Below are 21,522 nucleotides of genomic sequence, written 5' to 3' on the forward strand. Positions count from 1 at the left end.
AGCGCCTGCGGAGCCGCCGGGCGCTTCTGAACAGTGGATACTAGTTTTCTCATGGTGGAAGTTCAATGGTTTCTTGATGTCGAGATTCTCTGAGTCGAGGGAAGCTGGCGCTCAGTGCCACCCCGTTTACTCAAGGTGGACCAGGTCTTCCGCCGTGTCGATGTCGTACGGCTGTGCGACGTCTCCGCACTCGACGAGAGTGATCGCCTCCGCGTACTCCTTCAGGTAGGCACGTGCCCCGCGATCCCCGGCGGCAGTCGCGGCGATACCCGCCCAGTGGGCGGCGCCGAAGAGAACGGGGTGACCGCGCACCCCCGCATAGGCGGCCGAAACCAGCGACGATTCGCCCTGATACGCGGCAAGGACCCGGCCCACCGCCTCGGGGCCGATACCGGGCTGGTCGACGAGCGACACCAGTGCGGCCCGCGCTCCCGTGCCCGCCAGCGAGTCGAGCCCCGCGCGCAGCGAGGAACCCATGCCCTCCTCCCACTCCGGGTTGTCGACGAGCACGCAGCCGGGCAGCGACGCCTGCTTCCGTACGGCGTCGGCCCCGGCCCCCAGGACCACGTGGATGCGCGTGCAGCCGCCCGCGCGCAACACCGCGGCCGCGTGTTCGACAAGGGGTCGCCCCCGGTGGGTCAGGAGCGCCTTGGGCCGCCCCCCGAGGCGCCGGCCGCCGCCGGCTGCCAGCAGCAGTCCGGCCACCTGGTCTTTGTTCACCGTCATGTCCCCTGCATACCGGACCCGGCCGGGACGCGCTCCGGGACCCCGGCGGACCGCACGAATTCCGAGGGCTGAATTTCGGTCAGGGGAGTGGCGCCCACCGCGCCGGGTGGCGTTTACTGGCCCGCGTCCCTCGGCGCCCGACCACCGCCATGGGGTGTCCGACGGACGTACGAAGGACTTGCGCACAAAGACGTGCGAGGGGGGAGAGCTGTGTTGCGGAGCTTGGGGCAGAGGCCAGTGACCGGCAGCGACGAGGACCCGAGAGTGGCGGAACTGCGTACCGCCGTCGCTCGGCTGCGCCGTCAACTCGCCGCACATCCCGCCGAGTTCCCCGACCGGGGCATCGCGGAGGACGAACTCGCGGCCCTCGCCGCGATGACCATCAGCGGCATCCCCGAAGTCCCGCGCCTACGCCGCTCTTTGCTGCTGGTCGCCGGCTCGATCGGTTCGGTCAGTGCACTGGCCACCAGCCTCGCCGATGTCCGCAGCGCGGTGGAACTGTTCGGGGAACCGCCGGGGCGGTAGGTCGGGTGGGCCCGCGGGGCGGCCGTGAGGGTGGGCCTGGTGGGCTCGGGGGACCGTCGTTACGGGTAGGGATCCGGTGGGCTTGCGGGGCGGCCGTGACGGTGGGTCCGGTGGATCCGGGGATGGCCTTGACGGTGGGTCTGGTCGGCCTGGGAATCGCTGTGACAGCGGGTCTGGTGGGCCTAAGGATGGCCTTGGCGGTCGGTCTGGTCGGCCCGGGAATCGCTGTGGCAGCGGGTCCGGTGAGCCTGGGAATCGCTGTGACGGTGGGGCTGGTGGGTCCGGGGAAACGCCGCGACGGACAAGGGCTGGCGGATCCGGCGAAGCGCCGGGACGGGTAGGCCCCGTGGAGGGGGTGAACCCTCGCGGTGGCGGTCACGCCACCCAGTGTGGGCGCCCCGCGTCCGTACCGGCCGCGTCGAGTCCGCTGTCCAAGGCGGTCGCCACACGGCGTACTGCGTCATCGAGGACGTCCGGCGACAGTGTGTACGGGAAGCGCAGGCGCTGTTCGTGTGTGCCGGGATCGGCGCCGAAGCGGGCGCCGCCCTCGACGCGTACCCCCTGCGCCAGCGCCGCACGGGCCAGCGCCGAGGCGATCGGACGGCCCAGGTCGATCCACAGGGTCAGCCCACCGGGCGGCAACTGCCAGCGCCAGTCCGGTAGATGACGGCCCAATGACTCGGCGAGGGCGTCCCGCTGGGCCCGCAGCCGTGGCAGCCGCTCGCGCAGTACGTCGTCGGTGCGCGCCAGCAGACCGAGCGCGACCAACTGGTCGAGGACCGGGCCGCCCATGTCGGTCGGCACCCGCGCCGTCGCCAGCTCCGTGATCAGCCGGGACCCCGCCCGCACCCAGCCGACCCGCAGCCCGCCCCAGTGCGTCTTGCTCAACGACCCCACGGTCACGATCTGTTCGGCCATCCCGCGCGGCGCACGTGACGCGAAGGGCGCGGGCGACGGAACGTCCAGCGCGATCTCCGACATCGTCTCGTCGATCAGCAGCCAGGTACCGGTCGCACGCGCCGACTCCATTACGGCCAGGCGCTGTTCGGACGGCATCAGCCGCCCCGTCGGATTGTGGAAGTCCGGGATCAGATAGGCGATCCGGGGCGCCGCCTGCCGCAGAGCGCAGTCGATCAGAGCCGAGTCCCAGCCCATCTCCGTGACCGGCACGGGAGTTGTCCGCAGCCCGGCGCGGCGGATCGCATCGAGGGCGTTCGGGTAGGAGGGGTTCTCCACCAGCACGCGGTCGCCGGGCCGCCCGAGCAGACCCAGCGTCAGGGACAGGGCTTGCTGCGCCCCGGCCGTGATGAGGATCTGGTCCGGCAGCGTCGGCAGCCCGCGCCGGGTGAACCGCTCGGCGACCGTGGCCCTCAACTCCGGGATTCCGTACGGGTGATAGCCCGGCGTCGACGCGTGACGGGCCAGCATCGTGCCCGCCGCGGCGACCGCCTCCGCGAGCTCCACCTCGGGCGCGCCGGGCGCCGCGAAGGCGAGGTCGATCACCCCGTCGTCGACAGGGAACGACGCCACGTTGGTCGGGCGGTGCCCCTCGGGGAGCTCCGTCCAGGTACCGGCACCCCGACGGCTGCGCGCGAACCCGCTCTCGCGCAGGAGGTCGTACGCCGCCGTCACCGTGGCCCGGCTGATCCCCAGGGCCGAGGCCAGCTCCCGCTCGGCGGGCAGCCGGATGTGCAGCGCGATCCGGCCGTCGAGGAGCAGCTTCCGTACGCCGTCCGCGAGCGCGCGATAGCCGGGACGGCCGTCGGTGTGGGGTGCGGCGGACAGCAGCCCCGCCAGCTGCCGGCTCCCCAGCGTCCTGTCCGCGGAGTGGACCACCGGTCCGTTCACCATGCCAAATCCCTCGTATTGGCCCTGTGGGGCAGGCCAATCAGCCTACAGACTTCCTGGAGACACGGATTCGGCTCGTCTGATTGGCCTGGGAAGGGGAGCAGTGAGATGAAAGCCGGGAAAACCAGCCTCCACGAGAAGGAGGCCGCCGACGTCACCGACCGCCTGGAGCGAGAGCTGCAACGGCGTCAGGAGGCGCGCATGCCAGGTGTGCCTCTGCGGGAGTGGGCGCGGGTGCTGCTCGTCAGGTCGCCGAGGCGAGGGGGCGGGCGCTGATGGCCGCCGGCGGAGGGCGCGTCGTCGTCGGGGTCAGCGGCTCGCTCGCGAGTCTCGGCGCGCTCCGGGTCGCCGCCCACGCCGCCCGCGAGAGCGGCCGTACGCTTGTCGCCGTCCTGGCCTGGGAGCCGCCCGAGGGTGAGGCCCTCTACGTCAGGAATCCCGAGAGCGCCTGGGCCGCCCAGTGCGAACGCGAGGCCCGAGCACGTCTGGACCGGGCCTTCGACGAGGTCTTCGGCGGTGCACCCCAGGGGGTCACCGTCCGCCGACGAGTGATCCGCGCCCGCCCGGACCGCGTCCTGTGCGCATGGGCCGCGGACCCGGGCGACCTGCTCGTCCTCGGCACCCGCACCGGCCCGCGTCGGGCGGCCGTCCGCCGACGGGTCCTGGCGCGGGCCCGTTGCCCGGTCCTGTTGGCCCCCGCCCCCGCGTTCCCGAGGTGGGAGCGCCGAGCGCTGCGGCGCGCGACGACGGGGGACTTCGAGATGCCGGCCTGAACGAGCCAGGGTCTGATCAGGCCGCCGGGCCCGAGCTCGCCAGCGCCGCGGAGAGTTCCACCGCGACCTGCTGCAGCACGGGCACGATCTTCTCGGTGGCCGCCTCGGTGACACGGCCCGCCGGGCCGGAGATCGAAATGGCGGCGGCGGTGGGGGAGTTGGGTACCGGGACGGCGAGGCAGCGGACCCCGATCTCCTGCTCGTTGTCGTCGATCGCGTAGCCGAGCCTGCGCACCTCTTCCAGTGCGGTCAGGAAACCGTCCGGCGTGGTGATCGTCTTTTCCGTCGCGGCGGGCATACCGGTCCGGGCAAGGAGTGAGCGCACCTCGTCGGCGGGAGTGTGTGCGAGCAGTGCTTTGCCCACGCCCGTGGAGTGCGGCAGCACACGGCGGCCCACCTCGGTGAACATGCGCATCGAGTGCTTGGACGGCACCTGGGCGACGTAGACGATCTCGTCGCCGTCGAGCAGCGCCATGTTCGCGGTCTCGCCGGTCTCCTCGACCAGACGGGCGAGGTAGGGGCGGGCCCAGGTGCCGAGGAGCCGGGCGGCCGATTCCCCGAGCCGGATCAGGCGGGGGCCCAGCGCGTACCGGCGGTTGGGCTGCTGACGTACGTAACCGCAGGACACCAGTGTGCGCATCAGGCGGTGGATGGTGGGCAGCGGCAGACCGCTGCTCACGGCGAGCTCACTCAGGCCGACCTCGCCCCCGGCGTCCGCCATCCGTTCGAGCAGATCGAAGGCGCGCTCGAGAGACTGGACACCACCGCTCGGCGAGGATGACTTGGCGGCGTCGGTGGTGCTGGCGCTGGACGACGGCACGGGCGCGGTCCTTTCACGGCTCAGAATCAGGAGGAGCGGCCCGCAGGGCCTCGAAGGGGGCGCTGGCGGGCGACAGGCGGGCAGTGGTGCAGCCTATCGGGGGAGCCGGCCGGCTCCCCTCTAGTGCATACCTACGTTCTGCTGGGCGGAATTGTAATTCCACTTTGTGGAAACGTCCAGAGTGGGCAAGTGGGGAGCAGAGTGGAGAAGTGTCCCCTTGACGGCGCGTGGGTCGAAGTGAAGACTCCTTCAACAGAACGTTGAATTTCGTTACGCGGAAGTAAACAGCCGCGTCGGGAGTCAACAGGGCAGAGAGAGGGGTCCGGGTGTCCGACGTCGAACTGGTGCTGCGCTCGACGCGCGTCATCACTCCCGAAGGTACGCGCGCCGCCTCGGTCGCGGTCGCCGGGGGAAAGATCACGGCCGTACTCGCGCATGACGCGGAGGTGCCGGCCGGTGCCCGCATCGAGGACTTCGGCGACGACGTCCTGCTGCCCGGCCTCGTCGACACCCACGTGCACGTCAACGATCCGGGGCGTACGGAGTGGGAGGGCTTCTGGACGGCCACGCGTGCGGCGGCCGCCGGCGGCATCACCACCCTGATCGACATGCCACTCAACTCCCTCCCGCCGACGACGACGGTCGACAACCTCCGTACGAAGAAGGACGTCGCCCGCTCCAAGGCGCACATCGACGTCGGTTTCTGGGGCGGCGCGCTGCCCGACAACGTCAAGGACCTGCGCCCGTTGCACGACGCGGGCGTCTTCGGTTTCAAGGCGTTCCTGTCGCCGTCGGGCGTGGAGGAGTTCCCGGAGCTCGACCAGGAGCAACTCGCCCGGTCACTGGCCGAGATCGCCGGCTTCGGCGGCCTCCTGATCGTGCACGCCGAGGACCCGCACCACCTCGCCGCCGCCCCGCAGAAGGGCGGCGGGAGGTACACCGACTTCCTCGCCTCGCGCCCGCGTGACGCCGAGGACACCGCCATCGAGAACCTCATCGCCCAGGCGAAGCGCCTCAACGCGCGCGTGCACGTGCTGCACCTGTCGTCGAGCGACGCGCTGCCGCTGATCGCCGCAGCGAAGGCGGAGGGCGTACGGCTCACGGTCGAGACGTGTCCCCACTACCTCACGCTCACCGCGGAGGAAGTCCCGGACGGCGCCAGCGAGTTCAAGTGCTGCCCGCCCATCCGTGAGGCCGCCAACCAGGACCTGCTGTGGCAGGCCCTGGCCGACGGCACCATCGACTGCGTGGTCACCGACCACTCGCCCTCTACGGCCGACCTGAAGACCGACGACTTCGCGACCGCCTGGGGCGGCATCTCCGGGCTCCAGCTGAGCCTGTCCGCGGTCTGGACGGAGGCCCGAGCGCGCGGGTACCGCCTGGAGGACGTGGTGCGCTGGATGTCCGCGCGCACGGCGGAACTCGTCGGCCTCGGTGACCGCAAGGGCGCCATCGAGGCGGGCCACGACGCCGACTTCGCGGTCCTCGCACCGGACGAGTCCTTCACCGTCGACCCGGCCGCGCTCCAGCACCGCAACCGCGTCACGGCGTACGCCGGCAAGACCCTCAGCGGGGTCGTCAAGTCCACCTGGCTGCGGGGCGAACGCATCGTGTCCGCAGGGGAGTTCGGCGAGCCGACGGGGATCCTGCTGAGTCGCCGACCCTAGTTGCACCACCCGCACCCGCAGCGGCCGACCTTCGAAAGGCAGACCTGATCATCGTGACGGCGCAGCAGCAATCCTCTCCGGACCGGTTCACCGGCGACGCGAACCCCTATGGAGGCGGCGACCCGTACGCGGACTACCGCACCGCCGACTTCCCCTTCACCCGGTACACCAACCTCGCCGACCGGCAACTCGGCGCCGGGGTCGTCGCCGCGAACGACGAGTTCTTCGCCGAACGCGAGAACCTTCTCGTGCCCGGGGACGCCGAGTTCGACCCGGAGCACTTCGGCCACAAGGGCAAGATCATGGACGGCTGGGAGACCCGCCGCCGGCGCGGTGCCTCGGCCGAGCACCCGTGGCCCACAGCCGAGGACCACGACTGGGCCCTCGTGCGCCTGGGCGCGCCCGGCGTCGTACGGGGCATCGTCGTCGACACGGCGCACTTCCGCGGGAACTACCCGCAGGCGGTGTCGGTCGAGGGCGCCTCCGTTCCTGGCTCTCCCTCGCCGCAGGAGTTGTTGGCGGACGACGTGAAGTGGACGACGCTCGTCCCGCGCACGGCGGTCGGCGGCCACGCGGCCAACGGCTTCGCGGTGTCGGTGGAGCAGCGCTTCACCCACCTGCGCGTCAACCAGCACCCCGACGGTGGCATCGCGCGCCTGCGCGTCCACGGCGAGGTCGTACCGGACCCCGAGTGGCTCGCCGCGCTCGGTACCTTCGATGTCGTCGCCCTGGAGAACGGCGGCCGCGCCGAGGACGCCTCGAACCTCTTCTACTCCCCCGCCTCGAACACCATCCAGCCCGGCCGCTCCCGCAAGATGGACGACGGCTGGGAGACCCGTCGCCGCCGCGACCAGGGCCACGACTGGATCCGCTACCAGCTGGTCGCCCGGTCGGAGATCCGCGCGATCGAGATCGACACGGCGTATCTGAAGGGCAACAGCGCGGGCTGGGCCTCGGTGTCGGTGAAGGACGGCGACGGCGGCGGGGGAGACGGTGACTGGACGGAGATCCTGCCCCGTACCCGTCTCCAGCCCGACACCAACCACCGCTTCGTCCTCGACACCCCCGCCGCGGGCACCCACGCGCGCGTGGACATCTTCCCCGACGGCGGGATCTCACGACTGCGCCTGTTCGGCTCGCTGACGGAGGAGGGGACGGCGCGACTGACGGCCCGCCATCAGGAACTGGGCGGCTGAGGAGATCTTTCAGCCCGTCCGGCGTTTGAGGACGAGGCGGCTCAGGCCGAAGCGGGGGTCTGGGGGCGGTAGCCCCCAGCTACGGGACGGGTAGGGGCGAAGGGAGCGAAGAAAACCCGCCCCTACGCCGCATGCCCCCCGTCCACCGAGAACTCCGCCCCCGTGACATATCCCGCCTCGCCCCCGGCGAGATACGCGACCATCGACGCCACCTCGTCAGCCGAACCGAACCGCCCCAGCGCGGTCATCGCCGCCTGTCCAGGCCCGTACGGCCCACCAGCCGGGTTCATGTCCGTGTCCACGGGCCCGGGGTGGACGATATTGGCCGTGATCCCCCGCTCGCCCAGCTCACGGGCAAGCGCCTTCGTGAGCCCGACCAGGGCCGACTTGCTCGTCGCGTAGAGCGTGCCGCCCGGCCCGGGCACACGTTGCGTCATACACGTACCGATCGTGATGATCCGCCCGCCACGGCCGAGGTGGAGCGCCGCCGTCTGGGAGGCCAGGAAGACCCCGCGTACGTTGACGGAGAGGACCCGGTCGATGTCGGCGAGGGACAGCGAGTCCAGTGGACCGAGCAGCCCGACGCCCACGTTGTTGACCAGCACGTCGAGCCGTCCGAACGCCTCGGCCGCCCTCCGTACCGACTCGACGGCCTCCGCCGCTTCCGCGGAGTCCGCCCGCAGGGCCAGCCCACGTCTGCCGAGCGCCTCGATCCGCCGTACGACGTCCTCGGCGGCGTCCTTGTCCCGCACATAGGTGATGGCCACATCGGCGCCCTCCTGGGCAAGCCGCAGGGCTGTGGCGGCCCCGATCCCCCGGCTGCCGCCGGTCACCAGGGCCGCCGCGCCGCTCATGTTCTCCCGTGAAGTCATGAGTCCATTCCACCGGCCGCGCTGCCCGGATGCTGGCGGTAAACGGACGATGAGCTAGCTGCGGCAGCAGGCCCCGCGGATGGCCGGAACGCTTCGCTCCGCCTCCCGCGTTTCCCTTTTGTAACCCTTCAGGAGGAGATCGTCGGCGACAGGCAGGGACCGACGGGCGGATTGTTCTCGACGAACGCCGGACGAAGCGATGAGTTTCGGGTGCGGGTGGGGTCTGAACTGATGACAACAGACCCCACCCGAAAGCGCAGGCACCCGTCATGGGCAAGCTCGTCTCCCAGATCTTCGTCAGCCTCGACGGCGTCTACCAGGGGCCGGGCGGCCCCCAGGAGGACCCCAGGGGCGGTTTCGAGCAGGGCGGCTGGACCGTCCCGTTCAGCGACGAGGACTTCGGCCGGTTCGTCACCGAGGTCTTCGGCGGCGTCGACGCGTTCCTCCTCGGCCGTCGTACGTACGACATCTTCGCCGGGTACTGGCCGAAGGTGACCGACCCGGCCGACCCCGTCGCCTCGAAGCTCAACGCCCTGCCGAAATACGTCGCCTCGTCGACCCTGACCGACCCCGCCTGGACCGGCACGACCGTGATCGGCGGAGACCTCGCCAAGGAGGTCGCCGCCCTGAAGGAGCGCACCGAAGGTGAGATCCAGGTGCATGGCAGCGGCGCCCTCCTGCAGTCCCTGCTGGCCCTTGACCTCGTCGACACCGTCCACCTGCTGACCTTCCCGGTCGTGCTGGGCGCCGGCCTTCGCCTCTTCCCGGAGGGCTCCGTGCCGACCGCCTTCCGGCGCACCGGCGGACGCGTCACCTCGACGGGCGTCTCCATCCAGTCGTACGACTTCGCGGGCCGCCCGGAATACGGCTCCTTCGAACTCCCGGAAAACGCCTAGCCGCAGGTCAACTGCCCCGGGACAGTGATCGATCCAGGCGCGGGCCGCCGACGTCTCCACCCTCTCGACGGAGGTCGGGAGAACCGTGGGGACGTCGGGCGGCGGGTTAACTCCCGGAAAATTCATCGGACTTGGCGGAAGAAAACGCTTGACGTGTTCTTGACATGCCATGGTCTACGCGCGTCATCCTAGGTCCATGAGATTCCCCCCACGCACCACTCGCACGGGCGCCGTGGTCGCCCTCATGTCCGCCCTGCTCATCGGCGGCACCGCCGCGGTACCGGCCAACGCGGCGGCGACCGCCGTGGGCAGCGTCTGCTACGGCGCGCTGCCGTCGCAGGCGTACACCACGCTCCGCCTGATCGACTCGGGAGGACCCTTCCCGTACTCCCAGGACGGAATCGTCTTCCAGAACCGGGAAGGCGTCCTGCCCGCGCAGTCCACCGGCTACTACCACGAGTACACGGTCGTCACGCCCGGCGACTCGACGCGTGGCGCCCGGCGCATCGTCACCGGCAACAAGACCAACGAGGACTACTACACCGCGGACCACTACGTCACGTTCAGGCTGATCAACTACGGCTGCTGAACCGAGGGTGATCGGGTCCGTCGTGCGTCCGGAGTCCGGTCCGTGTTCAGCCGGGCTTTCGGCTCTCGGCCGCGGCGAACAGCGCGAATGACAGTACGAGCAGGGCTACGCTCACGTAGATCTCGTAGCCGTCGAAAACACCGAACCGCTGCACGAGGCCCCACCCCTGCGGCCAGCCGGTGATCGTGTGCAACAGGCCCAGAGCGCCCTGGACCAGGGCGAGGAAGCCGAGAATCTCCAGAAACTGCTTCATGAAGAAAATCCTCGCCCCGCGGACCTCCCCATTCATCGGCCGCGGGGCGAGGCATGCCCGACCTAGGTGCAGACCGCGGCGTGCGGGTCGGTACCAAAGTCTGAAGAGGTACGACTTTGGTCGGTGATCCCGGCTGTGTACGGGGCGCGGTTCAGGGAGGATCCGCATCCCGTGTATGCCGAGTTGCGCGCGCTCGGGCCGGTGCACCGGGTGCGGTTACCGGCCCCCGATGCCCACCACGAGACCTGGCTCGTCGTCGGATACGAGGAGGCGCGGGCGGCGCTCGCCGATCCGCGGCTGGCCAAGGACGGGGAGAAGATCGGGGTCAGGTTCCTCGACGAGGAGCTGATCGGCAAGTATCTGCTGGTCGCGGACCCGCCGCAGCACACGCGACTGCGGGCGCTCATCGCGCGCGAGTTCACCATGCGCCGCGTGGAGACACTGCGGCCGCGCGTCCAGGAGATCACCGACGAGCTGCTCGACGCGATGCTGCCGCTCGGGCGCGCCGGCCTCGTGGAGTCGCTCGCGTATCCGCTGCCGCTCACCGTCATCTGTGAGCTGCTCGGCGTGCCCGAGATCGACCGGGACGCGTTCCGCACGCTGTCGAACGAGGCCGTCGCGCCCAGCAGTACGGCGCGCGAGCACGACGCCTTCGTCCAACTCGCCGCGTATCTGACCGACTTGATCGAGGACAAGAGATGTTCCGCTCCGGCCGACGACCTGCTCAGCAGTCTCATCCGCACGACCGCGGAGGACGGCGACCGGCTCTCGCCCCAGGAACTGCGCGGCATGGCCTTCGTGTTGCTCATCGCCGGACACGAGACGACCGTCAACCTCATATCGAGCGGCTTCCACGCGCTGCTCACCCACCCCGTCCAACTCGCCGACCTGCGCGCCGACAGGACGCTTCTGGGCGGCGCCGTGGAGGAGACGCTCCGCTATGAGGGTCCGGTGGAGAACGCGACGTTCCGGTACGCCGCCGAACCCCTCGACATCGGTGGCAGGGCCATCGATGCGGGCGACGCGGTGATGATCGGCCTCACCGCCGCCGACCGCGACGGGGTGCGGTATCCGGCGCGCGACCGCTTCGACATCCGGCGTGATGCCCGCGGTCACCTCGCCTTCGGGCACGGCCTCCGCTACTGCCTGGGCGCGCCCCTCGCCCGCCTTGAAGCCCGCGTCGCCCTTCGCTCCCTGCTGGACCGCTGCCCGGACCTCGCCCTCGACGGCCCGCCCGGCGACTGGCTGCCCGGCATGCTGATGCGGGGCGTGCGCAGCCTGCCCGTGCGGTGGTGAGTGAGCAGCCTGCGGGGTTTCGATCCCGAGAGCCGGGGCCGGGGTGCCGAGCGAAGGAGCCCGGCCCTGAAGCCTCGCGCCCGGCCGTCAGTTCCGTACGCCCGAAGTGTCCGCGGTCAGTCCCGGCCGCCGGGAATCTCCGCCAGTCGGACCATGCGCCGCTCGTGTCGTGACAGTTCGCACGCCTCCGCGATGCGCAGGGCGTGCAGGGCCTCGCGGCCGTCGCACGGGTTGGTGCGTTCGCCGCGCACGAGGTCGACGAAGGCGGCGAGCTCGGCCTCGTACGCGGGGGCGAAGCGCTCCAGGAAACCCGTCCACGGCTTGTCGGCGGCCGGCGGCCCGGCAGGCTCCGTGGACGCGATCGGCGTACGGTCGTCGAGGCCGACGGCGATCTGGTCCAGCTCGCCGGCGAGCTCCATGCGGACGTCGTAGCCCGCGCCGTTCAGGCGGGTCGCCGTCGCCGTGGCGAGGGTGCCGTCGTCGAGGGTGAGGACGGCGGCGGCTGTGTCGATGTCCCGCGCGTCGCGGAACATCGCGGGTCCGGCGTCCGACCCGGTCGCGTACACCTCGACGACCTCTCGGCCCGTGACCCAGCGCAGCATGTCGAAGTCGTGGATCAGGCAGTCCCGGTAGAGGCCGCCCGAGAGCGGGAGGTAGCCGGCCGGGGGCGGTGACTGGTCGGACGTCATCGCCCGGACCGTGTGCAGTCGCCCCAGCCGTCCGGAGCGCACCGCCTCGCGCGCGGCCGTGTAGCCCGCGTCGAAGCGGCGCTGGAAGCCGAGCTGGAGCACGGTTCCGGCCGCGTCGACCTCGGCGAGGGCGGCGAGTGTGCCGGGCAGGTCGAGAGCGATGGGCTTCTCGCAGAAGACCGGGAGTCCGGACCGCGCCGCGCGGCCGATCAGTTCGGCGTGGGCGGAGGTCGCCGCGGTGATGACCACGGCGTCCACGCCCCAGGTGAAGATCTCGTCCACGCTGGGCGCTGCCGTGGCACCGAGGCGGTCCGCGAGCTCCTGAGCCCGTGCGGTGTCCGCGTCCGTGACGATGAGAGAGCCGCCGACCTCGCGGTGGCGGCTCAGAGTGGTCGCGTGGAATGTCCCGATACGACCCGCTCCGATGAGTCCGATGCGCATGGCTACAAAGTGAGGGTGGACCCGGCACCCTGTCAATGGTTTGTCCGGACAATCGAACTTCACAACTTCCCGTCAACATCTCCCGGAGCTACGCTCGGGGCCGTGCCCAAACCAGATGTGGACCCGACCGTGTCGCTCCAGCTCAGCGTCGACCGCAGCAGCCCGGTCCCGCTCTACTTCCAGCTGTCCCAGCAGTTGGAGGCCGCGATCGAGCACGGAACGCTGACCCCGGGCTCCCTCCTGGGTAATGAGATCGAGCTCGCCGGACGGCTCGGGCTGTCCCGGCCCACCGTCCGCCAGGCCATCCAGTCCCTCGTCGACAAGGGCCTGCTCGTGCGGCGCCGGGGCGTCGGCACCCAGGTCGTGCACAGCCAGGTCAAGCGCCCGCTGGAGCTCAGCAGCCTGTACGACGACCTGGAGGCGGCCGGGCAGCGGCCCGCGACCCGGGTGCTCGTCAACACCGTCGAGCCGGCGTCCGCCGAGGTCGCGGCCGCTCTGTCGGTGGCCGAGGGCAGCGACGTACACCGCGTCGAGCGGCTACGGCTCGCCCACGGGGAGCCGATGGCGTACCTCTGCAACCACCTGCCACCGGGGCTGCTGAAGTTCGACTCCGCCCAGCTGGAGGCCACCGGCCTGTACCGGCTGATGCGTGCCACGGGTATCACCCTGCACAGCGCCCGCCAGTCCATCGGCGCCCGCGCGGCCACCGCGGAGGAGGCCGAGCGGCTCGGCGAGCCCACCGGAGCACCCCTGCTCACCATGCAGCGCACCACCTTCGACGACACCGGCCGCACGGTCGAGTTCGGGTCCCACACCTACCGGGCCTCCCGCTACTCCTTCGAGTTCCAGCTCCTCGTACGGCCCTGACGCGCGGCGGCTCCGCCGACAGTCCCTGCCTGAAGATCGTCACCGAGAAGGGCGTACGGCAGCGGCAGAAGTACGCCGCGCGCGGGACCCGCTGGTGGGGTGCATGATCCCCGTGACTGATACTTGGGCGTTTGGGCCGGTGAGATGCCGGCCCCCGGGATCCATGGGACGGCCCTCCGGGCCGGTCCGCGGGGCCCCGCGGACCAAGCAGCACGGCAAGAAGGGCACGGCCTCGTGGCACGGACTCGGACCTGGGTAAGCATCGCGCTCGCAGGGGCGCTGGGGATGTCCCTCGCGGGATGCAGCGCCACCGGCGGGAAGCGGGCCGAGGACGCCCGGCAGGCGGCGGCAGCCCAGGGCCGGGCCGCGGTGAACACTCCCGAGTGGACCTTCGCGATGATCACCCACTCGGGCGATGGCGACACCTTCTGGGACATCGTCCAGAGCGGCGCGAAGCAGGCCGCGATCAAGGACAACATCAACTTCCTGTACTCGCACGACGACGAGGCACAACAGCAGGCGCAGCTCGTGGACGCCGCGGTCGACAAGCAGGTCGACGGCATCATCGTCACGCTCGCCAAGCCCGACGCCATGAAGGCGGCGGTCGCCCGCGCCGAGAAGGCCGGCATCCCGGTGATCACCGTGAACTCGGGTTCCGAGGAGTCCAAGGCGTTCGGCGCGCTCACGCACATCGGCCAGGACGAGACGATCGCCGGTGAGGCCGTGGGCGACGAGCTGAACAAGCGGGGCAGGAAAAAGGCCCTGTGCATCCTGCACGAGCAGGGCAACGTCGGCCACGAGCAGCGCTGCGCGGGCATCAAGAAGACCTTCGACGGCACCGTGGAGAACCTCTACGTCACGGGCACGAGCATGCCCGACGTGCAGTCCTCCATCGGCGCCAAGCTCCAGGCCGACAGTTCCATCGACACGGTCGTCACGCTCGGCGCCCCGTACGCGGACACCGCGGTCAAGGCCAAGGCGGACGCGGGCAGCAAGGCCGAGATCGACACCTTCGACCTGAACGCGAAGGTCGCGATGGAGCTCAAGGACGGCACGCTCGGCTTCGCCGTCGACCAGCAGCCCTACCTCCAGGGGTACGAGGCCGTGGACCTGCTCTGGCTCTACAGGTACAACGCCGACGTGCTCGGTGGCGGCGAGCCGGTCCTCACCGGACCGCAGATCATCACCAAGGACATGGCCGCCGCACTGGAGAAGTACACCGAGCGGGGCACCCGGTGACCGCCACAGCACCTGCGCCTTCGCCCGGTGCCAAGTCCGATGAGCGCCTCCTCAAGACCTCGCCGCTGCGCAAGCTCCTGGGCCGGCCGGAACTCGGCTCGGTGGTCGGCGCGATCGCGGTCTTCCTCTTCTTCGCGATCTTCGCGGACAGCTTCGTACGGGCCGCCAGCCTCAGCACGGTCCTGTACGCCTCCTCGACCATCGGCATCATGGCCGTACCCGTCGCGCTGCTGATGATCGGCGGCGAGTTCGACCTGTCCGCCGGCGTCATGGTGACGTCCTCCGCGCTGATCTCCTCGATGTTCAGCTACCAGATGACCGCCAACGTCTGGGTCGGCGTCCTGGTCTCGCTGGTCGTCACACTGGCGATCGGCGTCTTCAACGGCGTCATGCTGACCCGCACCGACCCGCCCAGCTTCATCATCACGCTCGGCACCTTCCTGATGCTGACCGGCATGAACCTCGGCTTCACCAAGCTGATCAGCGGCACGGTCTCGACCAAGTCGATCTCCGACATGCAGGGTTTCTCCTCCGCCAGGGACGTCTTCGCCTCGACGCTCACCATCGGCGACGTCGACTTCAAGATCACCATCCTGTGGTGGCTGGGCCTGATCGTCGTCGCCACCTGGATCCTGCTGCGCACCCGCATCGGCAACTGGATCTTCGCCGTCGGCGGTGGCGAGGAAGCGGCCCGCGCGGTCGGCGTACCGGTCGACAAAACAAAAATCGGCCTCTACATGGGCGTCGCCTTCGGCGCCTGGATCTCCGGCCAGCACCTGCTGTTCTCGTTCGACGTAGTGCAGTCCGGCGAGGGCGTCGGCAACGAACTGACGTACATCATCGCGGCCGTCATCGGCGGCTGTCTGATCACCGGCGGCTACGGCTCCGCGGTCGGCGCGGCGGTCGGTGCCCTGATCTTCGGCATGGTCAGCAAGGGCATCGTGTTCGCCGAGTGGAACCCGGACTGGTTCAAGTTCTTCCTGGGAGTGATGTTGCTCCTGGCGACCCTGCTCAACCACTGGGTCCGCAAGCGCGCGGAGGCGACGAAATGACGACGGACGCGAAGATGACGAAGGACGCGGCCGCCCCGGAAGGTGCGGCACTCGTCGAGCTCGACGACGTCAGTAAGTACTACGGCAACATCCGCGCCCTCGAAGGCGTCTCACTGGAAGTCCACGCAGGCGAGATCTCCTGCGTCCTCGGCGACAACGGCGCGGGCAAGTCGACCCTCATCAAGATCATCGCGGGTCTGCACCAGCACGACGCGGGCACCCTGCGCATCGAGGGCGAGGAGACCCGCCTGTTGTCCCCGCGCGATGCCCTGGACCGCGGTATCGCCACGGTCTACCAGGACCTCGCCGTCGTCCCCCTGATGCCGGTCTGGCGGAACTTCTTCCTCGGCTCCGAGCCGTCCAAGGGCGTCGCCCCCTTCAAGCGCATGGACATCGAGTTCATGCGCCGGACCACCCACGCGGAACTCCTGCGTATGGGTATCGACCTCCGCGACGTCGACCAGCCCATCGGCACCCTCTCCGGCGGTGAACGCCAGTGCGTGGCGATCGCCCGCGCCGTCCACTTCGGCGCCAAGGTCCTCGTCCTCGACGAGCCCACCGCCGCCCTCGGCGTCAAGCAGTCCGGTGTGGTCCTCAAATATGTGGCCGCAGCACGGGATGCCGGGTTGGGCGTTGTCTTGATCACCCACAACCCGCATCACGCATACCTGGTGGGCGACCGCTTCGTGCTGTTGAAGAGGGGCACGATGTCCGGCAGCCATCTGCGCGACGAGATCACCCTGGACGAGCTGACCCGCCAGATGGCGGGCGGGAGTGAGCTGGACGACCTGCGTCACGAGCTGGAACGGGCGACGTGAGGAGGGCGCCCCGTAGGGGCGCGGGGCTGTGACATGTGCGGCCCCGCCGCGGGGCGCGACCAGCCACAGCGAGCCCGCGGTGTCCGCACCGGCCCGAAGCCCCTGCGGATTCCCCAAGCCCCTGCGTATTACGGATCGGCCCGGCGCACCGCCGGTCTCCCACCGTGCAGGCCAGCGCGTGCGTAGGGCACAATCGGCGCGATGAGCACCTACCGCGACCTCGCACACCGCGGCTCCGCGCGGGCCACCGTCCTGCGGACCGTGGGCACACGCGAGCGCCGTTCCCACCTGACTGCCCCGCGCGTCCCCACCGTCGGTATCGACATCGGCGGCACGAAGGTGATGGCGGGTGTCGTCGACGCCGACGGCAACATCCTGGAGAAGATCCGCGCCGAGACGCCGGACAAGTCCAAGAGCCCCAGGGTCGTCGAGGACACCATCGTCGAACTGGTCCTGGACCTCTCCGACCGGCACGACGTCCACGCGGTCGGCATCGGCGCGGCCGGCTGGGTCGACGCCGACCGCAACCGCATCCTGTTCGCCCCGCATCTGTCGTGGCGCAACGAGCCCCTTCGGGACCGCATCTCCAGCCGCCTCGCCGTCCCCGTCCTGGTCGACAACGACGCCAACGCCGCCGCCTGGGCCGAGTGGCGCTTCGGTGCGGGCCGCGGCGAGGACCACCTCGTCATGATCACGCTGGGCACCGGCATCGGCGGCTCGATACTGGAGGACGGCCAGGTCAAGCGCGGCAAGTTCGGCGTGGCGGGCGAGTTCGGCCATATGCAGGTCGTGCCCGGCGGCCATCGCTGCCCGTGCGGCAACCGCGGCTGCTGGGAGCAGTACAGCTCCGGCAACGCGCTGGTCCGCGAGGCCCGCGAACTCGCCGCCGCCGACTCCCCGGTGGCGTACGGCCTCATCGAGCGGGTCAAGGGCAGCATCCCCGACATCACCGGGCCGCTGATCACCGAACTGGCCCGCGAGGGCGACGCCATGTGTGTCGAGCTGCTCCAGGACATCGGACAGTGGCTGGGCGTCGGCATCGCCAACCTGGCGGCAGCCCTGGACCCCTCCTGCTTCGTGATCGGCGGCGGTGTCAGCGCGGCCGACGACCTGCTGATCGTCCCCGCGCGCGACGCGTTCCGCAGGCACCTCACCGGCCGCGGCTACCGCCCCGAGGCCCGCATCGCCCGCGCCCAGCTCGGTCCCGAGGCCGGCATGGTCGGCGCCGCCGACCTCGCCCGGCTCGTCGCCCGCCGCTTCCGCCGCGCCAACCGCCGCCGAGTGGAGCGCTACGAGCGGTACGAGCGCTTTGTGGAGTCCCGCCGTACGTCCCAGGAGTCGCTGTGACGGCCTCGCTGCCGCGCCAGGCGTCCCCGCCGGACGAGCCCGAACGGCCGCCCGAGAACCCGCGCCGCAAGTTCCGCCGCCGCGCCATCACCCTGCTGATCATCGGGCTGCTCATCGGCGTCCCGGCCGGCTATCTGGTGATCTCCGCCAACCAGAGCCGCGACGCCGGTAAGGAGAAGGAGGACAAGTACTCGGCGACCGGCCTCACCGCGGGCTGGCCGTCGCGCGTCCAGCGCCGCGTCTACCAGGTGACCATCCCGGGGGGCGCGACCGACATCGCCTACTACGAGACGAACAACTGGAAGACGAGCCGCCTGTACGTCCAGTTCGGCACCGACAGCGCGGGCCTGGACAGGTTCCTGGGCTACGTCGGCACCAGCCGCGCCGCCCTGCAGAAGGACGACTTCACCATCAGCGCCCACGACCAGGAGGTCGTCGGCTGGAAGTTCACCGGCGCCGGCCCGTGGTCGGGCCTCGTCCACACGCAGAAGGACCCGGCACCCACCCAGGACATCGTCGTGAACCTGTCCAACCCCGAGCGCCCCATGGTGTACCTGGTCTCGCGCACCACTCCCTGACCGGTGCCGCTGCCTGCCGGCGTCGCCGCCGAGGCCGATTGTCAGAGCCCGCCCGTACAGTCGAAGACAACTGATCGGACTGACGGGCTGGAGGTGACCGGGCGTATGGGGGACAGGATGGATGCGGTGGCCGAGAGGGTGGTCCCGGTGCGCCTCGCCGCGGTCTTCCTGCCCGCGCCGCTGCCGCGTGAGGGGCGGATCGCCTTCTGGGATCCGGACGCCGAGCCGCAGCCGCCCGAGGGACCCGCCGACGAACGGGGACCGTCTTCCGGCGAGAGCGTCGAGCGAGGCCCGTCCTTCGGTGAGCGTGTTGAGCGGGGACCGTCCGCGGAGCCGACCGAGCTGACGGTGGTACGGCGGCATGGTTCCGGAGTCCGCAGAGGCACCGTCCCCGCCGTGTGCCTGCCGATCGACGAGGCCCTGCCGCTGCTGGCCGGGGCGCGTCGCGACCCCGCCGCGCATCCCGCCACGGCCTGCTGGGGCGCGGCCGCGCTGCACGCGCTGCGGCTCGTCGCACGCGGGAGGCTGCTGCCGGGCCTGACCGCAGACGGCTTCGACGCCTGGCGCGCGGGCCCACTGGACCCGGACGACATCGCGCACCTGAGGGCGGTCGCCGCGGCCCTGCCGTACGAAGGACACGCCGTCCCCCTCCCCGGCAAGGGCCCGCTCCGGCTGCCGGAACCGGAAGCGCTGATGCGGTCCTTCCTGGACGCTGTCGCCGACACACTGCCGCGCACCCCGGCCGCGCGGTTCACCTCAGGCAAACCCTTCGCCGCGATCGCGCCGCAGCGGCTGCCCCGCGCCCATGACTGGGCCGCGGAGGTCGCCGCGGGCATGGACGCGGGCGTGCGGATCTCGCTCCGCCTGGACCTGTCGGCTTACCAGCTCTTCGACGACGGCGAGGGAGCGCGCCGCGCGGGTGCGGCCGTCGTGCAGGTGCACAGCCTCGCCGACCCCACCCTTGTCGTCGACGCCGCCGCGCTGTGGTCGGGCGACGCCGACGCGACGTTCGGTCCCCGCGCGCGCGTGGACGCCGCCCTGGCCGTCCGTCGCGCGGCCCGTGTCTGGCCGCCCCTGGATCGGCTGTCCGAGCAGGACGTGCCCGACGTACTCGCGCTCTCCGAAGAGGAGTTGTCCGACCTGCTCGGCATCGCGGCGAACCGGCTCGGTGCGGCCGGAGTTGCCGTGCACTGGCCCCGGGACCTCGCCCACGACCTGAGCGCGGCGGCGGTGGTGCGCCCGGCGCCCGGGTCGGCCACGGACGGCACCGGGTTCTTCGAGAGCGAGGAACTGCTCCAGTTCCGCTGGCAGTTGGCGCTCGGCGGTGACCCGCTCACCGAGGCCGAGATGGACACCCTGGCCGAGGCCCACCGTCCCGTCGTACGGCTGCGTGACCAGTGGGTGCTCGTCGACCCGGCCCTCGTCCGCAAGGCCCGCAAACGCGAACTGGGCCTGCTCGACCCGGTCGACGCGCTCTCCGTCGCGCTCAGCGGCAGCGCCGACGTCGACGGCGAGACCGTCGAGGCGGTGCCGGTCGGTGCACTGGCCGCGCTGCGCGACCGGCTGACGGCGGGCGTGACCCCCGTCGAGCCACCACCCGGTCTCCAGGCCAAGCTCCGGGACTACCAACTCCGCGGGCTCGCCTGGCTGGACCTCATGACCTCCCTCGGTCTCGGCGGCTGCCTTGCCGACGACATGGGGCTCGGAAAGACCGTCACCCTCATCGCACTGCACCTGCGCCGGGCCCGCCCCGAGCCGACCCTGGTCGTCTGCCCGGCCTCGCTGCTGGGCAACTGGCAGCGGGAGATCACCCGTTTTGCGCCCGGTGTCCCCGTCCGCCGCTTCCACGGACCCGACCGCACCCTGGAAGACCTCGACGGCGGCTTCGTCCTCACCACCTACGGCACGATGCGGTCGGCCGCGGCGCACCTCGCCCAGCAGACCTGGGGCATGGTCGTCGCCGACGAGGCACAGCACGTCAAGAACCCTTACTCGGCGACGGCGAAGGCGCTCCGGACGATCCCGGCCCCCGCGCGCGTGGCGCTGACCGGCACCCCCGTGGAGAACAACCTCTCCGAACTCTGGGCCCTGCTCGACTGGACCACCCCCGGTCTGCTCGGCCCCCTCAAGTCCTTCCGCGCCCGGCACGCGCGCGCCGTGGAGAACGGCGAGGACGAGGAGGCGGTGCACCGCCTGGCCCGGCTGATCCGCCCGTTCCTGCTCCGCCGCAAGAAGTCGGACCCCGGAATCGTCCCCGAACTCCCGCCCAAGACGGAGACGGACCACCCGGTCCCGCTGACCCGCGAACAGGCCTCCCTGTACGAGGCGGTGGTCCGCGAGTCCCTGCTCGCCATCGAGACCGCCGACGGCATCGCCCGACGAGGCCTGGTCCTGAAACTCCTCACCTCCCTCAAGCAGATCTGCAACCACCCGGCGCTCTACCTGAAGGAGGACGCTCGGGCGGCCGGCCACGGACCCTCCGCCCGGTCCGGCAAACTCGCCCTGCTCGACGAGCTGTTGGACACGCTGCTCGCCGAGGACGGCTCGGCACTCGTCTTCACGCAGTACGTCGGCATGGCTCGTCTCATCACCGCACACCTCGCCGCGCGCGCGGTCCCCGTGGAGCTCCTCCACGGCGGAACCGCGATCCCCGAGCGCGAGCACATGGTGGACCGTTTCCAGAGCGGTTCGACCCCGGTCCTGGTGCTCTCCCTCAAGGCCGCCGGTACCGGCCTGAACCTCACCCGGGCGGGCCACGTCGTCCACTTCGACCGTTGGTGGAACCCGGCCGTCGAGGAACAGGCCACCGACCGCGCCTACCGCATCGGTCAGACCCAGCCCGTCCAGGTCCACCGTCTCATCACCGAGGGCACCGTGGAGGACCGCATCGCCGAGATGCTCGAAGCGAAGCGGGCCCTCGCGGACGCGATCCTCGGATCCGGCGAGGCGTCCCTCACCGAGCTGACCGACCGCGAGCTGTCGGACCTGGTGTCCCTTCGGAGGTCCGCGTGAACGACGGCGTGGAGGAGA

21 protein-coding genes are annotated in these 21,522 nt (G+C 70.8%); 15 read left to right on the forward strand and 6 right to left on the reverse strand.

Annotated features, from left to right (window positions below; genetic code table 11):
* Positions 1-126 precede the first annotated feature (126 nt).
* Positions 127-726, reverse strand: coding sequence for an NTP transferase domain-containing protein (locus tag ACFWP7_RS21850; RefSeq protein ID WP_384383270.1), 600 nt, complete (start codon positions 724-726; stop codon positions 127-129).
* A 237-nt stretch (positions 727-963) separates the two neighbouring features.
* Between ACFWP7_RS21850 and ACFWP7_RS21855 the strand changes: the two genes are divergently transcribed.
* The gene (locus tag ACFWP7_RS21855; RefSeq protein ID WP_384383272.1) at positions 964-1,251 is read left to right on the forward strand and encodes a DUF5955 family protein; all 288 of its coding nucleotides are present in this window, start codon (positions 964-966) and stop codon (positions 1,249-1,251) included.
* A gap of 375 nt (positions 1,252-1,626) precedes the next feature.
* On the opposite strand, the gene ACFWP7_RS21860 is transcribed toward ACFWP7_RS21855, so the two are convergent.
* Positions 1,627-3,102, reverse strand: a complete 1,476-nt coding sequence (locus tag ACFWP7_RS21860; RefSeq protein ID WP_384383273.1) for a PLP-dependent aminotransferase family protein — start codon at positions 3,100-3,102, stop codon at positions 1,627-1,629.
* 105 nt (positions 3,103-3,207) lie between these two features.
* On the opposite strand from ACFWP7_RS21860, the gene ACFWP7_RS21865 reads away from it, so the two are divergent.
* Both ACFWP7_RS21865 and ACFWP7_RS21870 read left to right on the forward strand, forming a co-directional pair.
* On the forward strand, positions 3,208-3,375 hold the full coding sequence (locus tag ACFWP7_RS21865; RefSeq protein WP_384383275.1) for a hypothetical protein: 168 nt from the start codon (positions 3,208-3,210) through the stop codon (positions 3,373-3,375).
* Positions 3,375-3,872: a universal stress protein gene (locus tag ACFWP7_RS21870; protein ID WP_384383277.1), complete on the forward strand. Its 498-nt coding sequence runs from the start codon at positions 3,375-3,377 to the stop codon at positions 3,870-3,872. Before ACFWP7_RS21865 ends, ACFWP7_RS21870 begins: the two co-directional genes overlap by 1 nt.
* 16 nt (positions 3,873-3,888) lie before the next feature.
* Here ACFWP7_RS21870 and ACFWP7_RS21875 read toward each other — a convergent pair whose 3' ends face one another.
* Complete coding sequence (locus ACFWP7_RS21875) at positions 3,889-4,692, reverse strand: IclR family transcriptional regulator (protein ID WP_384383279.1); 804 nt, start codon at positions 4,690-4,692, stop codon at positions 3,889-3,891.
* 326 nt (positions 4,693-5,018) lie between these two features.
* Between ACFWP7_RS21875 and allB the strand changes: the two genes are divergently transcribed.
* Positions 5,019-6,359, forward strand: a complete 1,341-nt coding sequence (allB, locus tag ACFWP7_RS21880) for an allantoinase AllB (RefSeq protein WP_384383281.1) — start codon at positions 5,019-5,021, stop codon at positions 6,357-6,359.
* A gap of 53 nt (positions 6,360-6,412) precedes the next feature.
* A complete protein-coding gene (alc, locus tag ACFWP7_RS21885) occupies positions 6,413-7,555 on the forward strand; it encodes an allantoicase (RefSeq protein ID WP_384383283.1) in 1,143 nt (380 codons plus the stop codon).
* Between the two features lie 122 nt (positions 7,556-7,677).
* Here the strand turns inward: alc and ACFWP7_RS21890 are convergent, their stop codons facing one another.
* Complete coding sequence (locus ACFWP7_RS21890; protein WP_384383285.1) at positions 7,678-8,427, reverse strand: 3-oxoacyl-ACP reductase family protein; 750 nt, start codon at positions 8,425-8,427, stop codon at positions 7,678-7,680.
* A gap of 269 nt (positions 8,428-8,696) precedes the next feature.
* Here ACFWP7_RS21890 and ACFWP7_RS21895 point away from each other — a divergent pair, with 269 nt between their 5' ends.
* A complete protein-coding gene (locus ACFWP7_RS21895; protein WP_384383287.1) occupies positions 8,697-9,323 on the forward strand; it encodes a dihydrofolate reductase family protein in 627 nt (208 codons plus the stop codon).
* A 196-nt stretch (positions 9,324-9,519) separates the two neighbouring features.
* Positions 9,520-9,912: a ribonuclease domain-containing protein gene (locus ACFWP7_RS21900; protein WP_384383289.1), complete on the forward strand. Its 393-nt coding sequence runs from the start codon at positions 9,520-9,522 to the stop codon at positions 9,910-9,912.
* Positions 9,913-9,958: 46 nt separating this feature from the next.
* Here ACFWP7_RS21900 and ACFWP7_RS21905 read toward each other — a convergent pair whose 3' ends face one another.
* On the reverse strand, positions 9,959-10,165 hold the full coding sequence (locus tag ACFWP7_RS21905; protein WP_384383291.1) for a hypothetical protein: 207 nt from the start codon (positions 10,163-10,165) through the stop codon (positions 9,959-9,961).
* Positions 10,166-10,336: 171 nt separating this feature from the next.
* Here ACFWP7_RS21905 and ACFWP7_RS21910 point away from each other — a divergent pair, with 171 nt between their 5' ends.
* Entirely contained in the window at positions 10,337-11,461 is a 1,125-nt protein-coding gene (locus ACFWP7_RS21910) for a cytochrome P450 (protein ID WP_384383293.1), read from the forward strand.
* A 116-nt stretch (positions 11,462-11,577) separates the two neighbouring features.
* Here ACFWP7_RS21910 and ACFWP7_RS21915 read toward each other — a convergent pair whose 3' ends face one another.
* Positions 11,578-12,591 carry a Gfo/Idh/MocA family oxidoreductase gene (locus ACFWP7_RS21915; RefSeq protein ID WP_384383295.1) on the reverse strand — a complete coding sequence of 338 codons (1,014 nt, stop codon included), beginning with the start codon at positions 12,589-12,591 and terminating at the stop codon, positions 11,578-11,580.
* A gap of 129 nt (positions 12,592-12,720) precedes the next feature.
* On the opposite strand from ACFWP7_RS21915, the gene ACFWP7_RS21920 reads away from it, so the two are divergent.
* The 7 genes from ACFWP7_RS21920 (at position 12,721) to ACFWP7_RS21950 (ending at position 21,504) form a co-directional block, all read left to right on the forward strand.
* Positions 12,721-13,458 (forward strand): GntR family transcriptional regulator, encoded by a 738-nt coding sequence (locus ACFWP7_RS21920; protein ID WP_384383397.1) that lies wholly within the window; start codon positions 12,721-12,723, stop codon positions 13,456-13,458.
* Positions 13,459-13,692: 234 nt separating this feature from the next.
* Positions 13,693-14,697 carry a sugar ABC transporter substrate-binding protein gene (locus ACFWP7_RS21925; RefSeq protein ID WP_384383297.1) on the forward strand — a complete coding sequence of 335 codons (1,005 nt, stop codon included), beginning with the start codon at positions 13,693-13,695 and terminating at the stop codon, positions 14,695-14,697.
* Positions 14,694-15,749, forward strand: a complete 1,056-nt coding sequence (locus ACFWP7_RS21930) for an ABC transporter permease (protein ID WP_384383299.1) — start codon at positions 14,694-14,696, stop codon at positions 15,747-15,749. The genes ACFWP7_RS21925 and ACFWP7_RS21930 overlap by 4 nt, the downstream gene beginning before the upstream one ends.
* Entirely contained in the window at positions 15,746-16,567 is an 822-nt protein-coding gene (locus ACFWP7_RS21935) for an ATP-binding cassette domain-containing protein (protein WP_384383301.1), read from the forward strand. Before ACFWP7_RS21930 ends, ACFWP7_RS21935 begins: the two co-directional genes overlap by 4 nt.
* 201 nt (positions 16,568-16,768) lie before the next feature.
* The gene (locus ACFWP7_RS21940) at positions 16,769-17,914 is read left to right on the forward strand and encodes an ROK family glucokinase (protein WP_384383303.1); all 1,146 of its coding nucleotides are present in this window, start codon (positions 16,769-16,771) and stop codon (positions 17,912-17,914) included.
* Complete coding sequence (locus tag ACFWP7_RS21945; protein WP_384383305.1) at positions 17,911-18,492, forward strand: sugar kinase; 582 nt, start codon at positions 17,911-17,913, stop codon at positions 18,490-18,492. The genes ACFWP7_RS21940 and ACFWP7_RS21945 overlap by 4 nt, the downstream gene beginning before the upstream one ends.
* Positions 18,493-18,597: 105 nt before the next feature.
* Complete coding sequence (locus ACFWP7_RS21950; protein WP_384383307.1) at positions 18,598-21,504, forward strand: SNF2-related protein; 2,907 nt, start codon at positions 18,598-18,600, stop codon at positions 21,502-21,504.
* Positions 21,505-21,522: the final 18 nt, after the last annotated feature.

Origin of the sequence: Streptomyces sp. NPDC058470, assembly GCF_042721055.1 — a bacterium.
Taxonomy (GTDB): Bacteria; Actinomycetota; Actinomycetes; order Streptomycetales; family Streptomycetaceae; genus Streptomyces.

Bases quoted from the DNA above. Each gene is read 5' to 3' on its own strand.
- ACFWP7_RS21915 (WP_384383295.1), bottom strand. From the start codon at position 12,591: ATGCGCATCGGACTCATCGGAGCGGGTCGTATCGGGACATTCCACGCG.
- ACFWP7_RS21935 (WP_384383301.1), top strand. From the start codon at position 15,746: ATGACGACGGACGCGAAGATGACGAAGGACGCGGCCGCCCCGGAAGGT.
- ACFWP7_RS21870 (WP_384383277.1), top strand. From the start codon at position 3,375: ATGGCCGCCGGCGGAGGGCGCGTCGTCGTCGGGGTCAGCGGCTCGCTC.
- ACFWP7_RS21940 (WP_384383303.1), top strand. From the start codon at position 16,769: ATGAGCACCTACCGCGACCTCGCACACCGCGGCTCCGCGCGGGCCACC.
- ACFWP7_RS21950 (WP_384383307.1), top strand. From the start codon at position 18,598: ATGGGGGACAGGATGGATGCGGTGGCCGAGAGGGTGGTCCCGGTGCGC.
- ACFWP7_RS21905 (WP_384383291.1), bottom strand. From the start codon at position 10,165: ATGAAGCAGTTTCTGGAGATTCTCGGCTTCCTCGCCCTGGTCCAGGGC.
- ACFWP7_RS21860 (WP_384383273.1), bottom strand. From the start codon at position 3,102: ATGGTGAACGGACCGGTGGTCCACTCCGCGGACAGGACGCTGGGGAGC.
- ACFWP7_RS21890 (WP_384383285.1), bottom strand. From the start codon at position 8,427: ATGACTTCACGGGAGAACATGAGCGGCGCGGCGGCCCTGGTGACCGGC.
- ACFWP7_RS21850 (WP_384383270.1), bottom strand. From the start codon at position 726: ATGACGGTGAACAAAGACCAGGTGGCCGGACTGCTGCTGGCAGCCGGC.
- ACFWP7_RS21900 (WP_384383289.1), top strand. From the start codon at position 9,520: ATGAGATTCCCCCCACGCACCACTCGCACGGGCGCCGTGGTCGCCCTC.
- ACFWP7_RS21865 (WP_384383275.1), top strand. From the start codon at position 3,208: ATGAAAGCCGGGAAAACCAGCCTCCACGAGAAGGAGGCCGCCGACGTC.
- ACFWP7_RS21895 (WP_384383287.1), top strand. From the start codon at position 8,697: ATGGGCAAGCTCGTCTCCCAGATCTTCGTCAGCCTCGACGGCGTCTAC.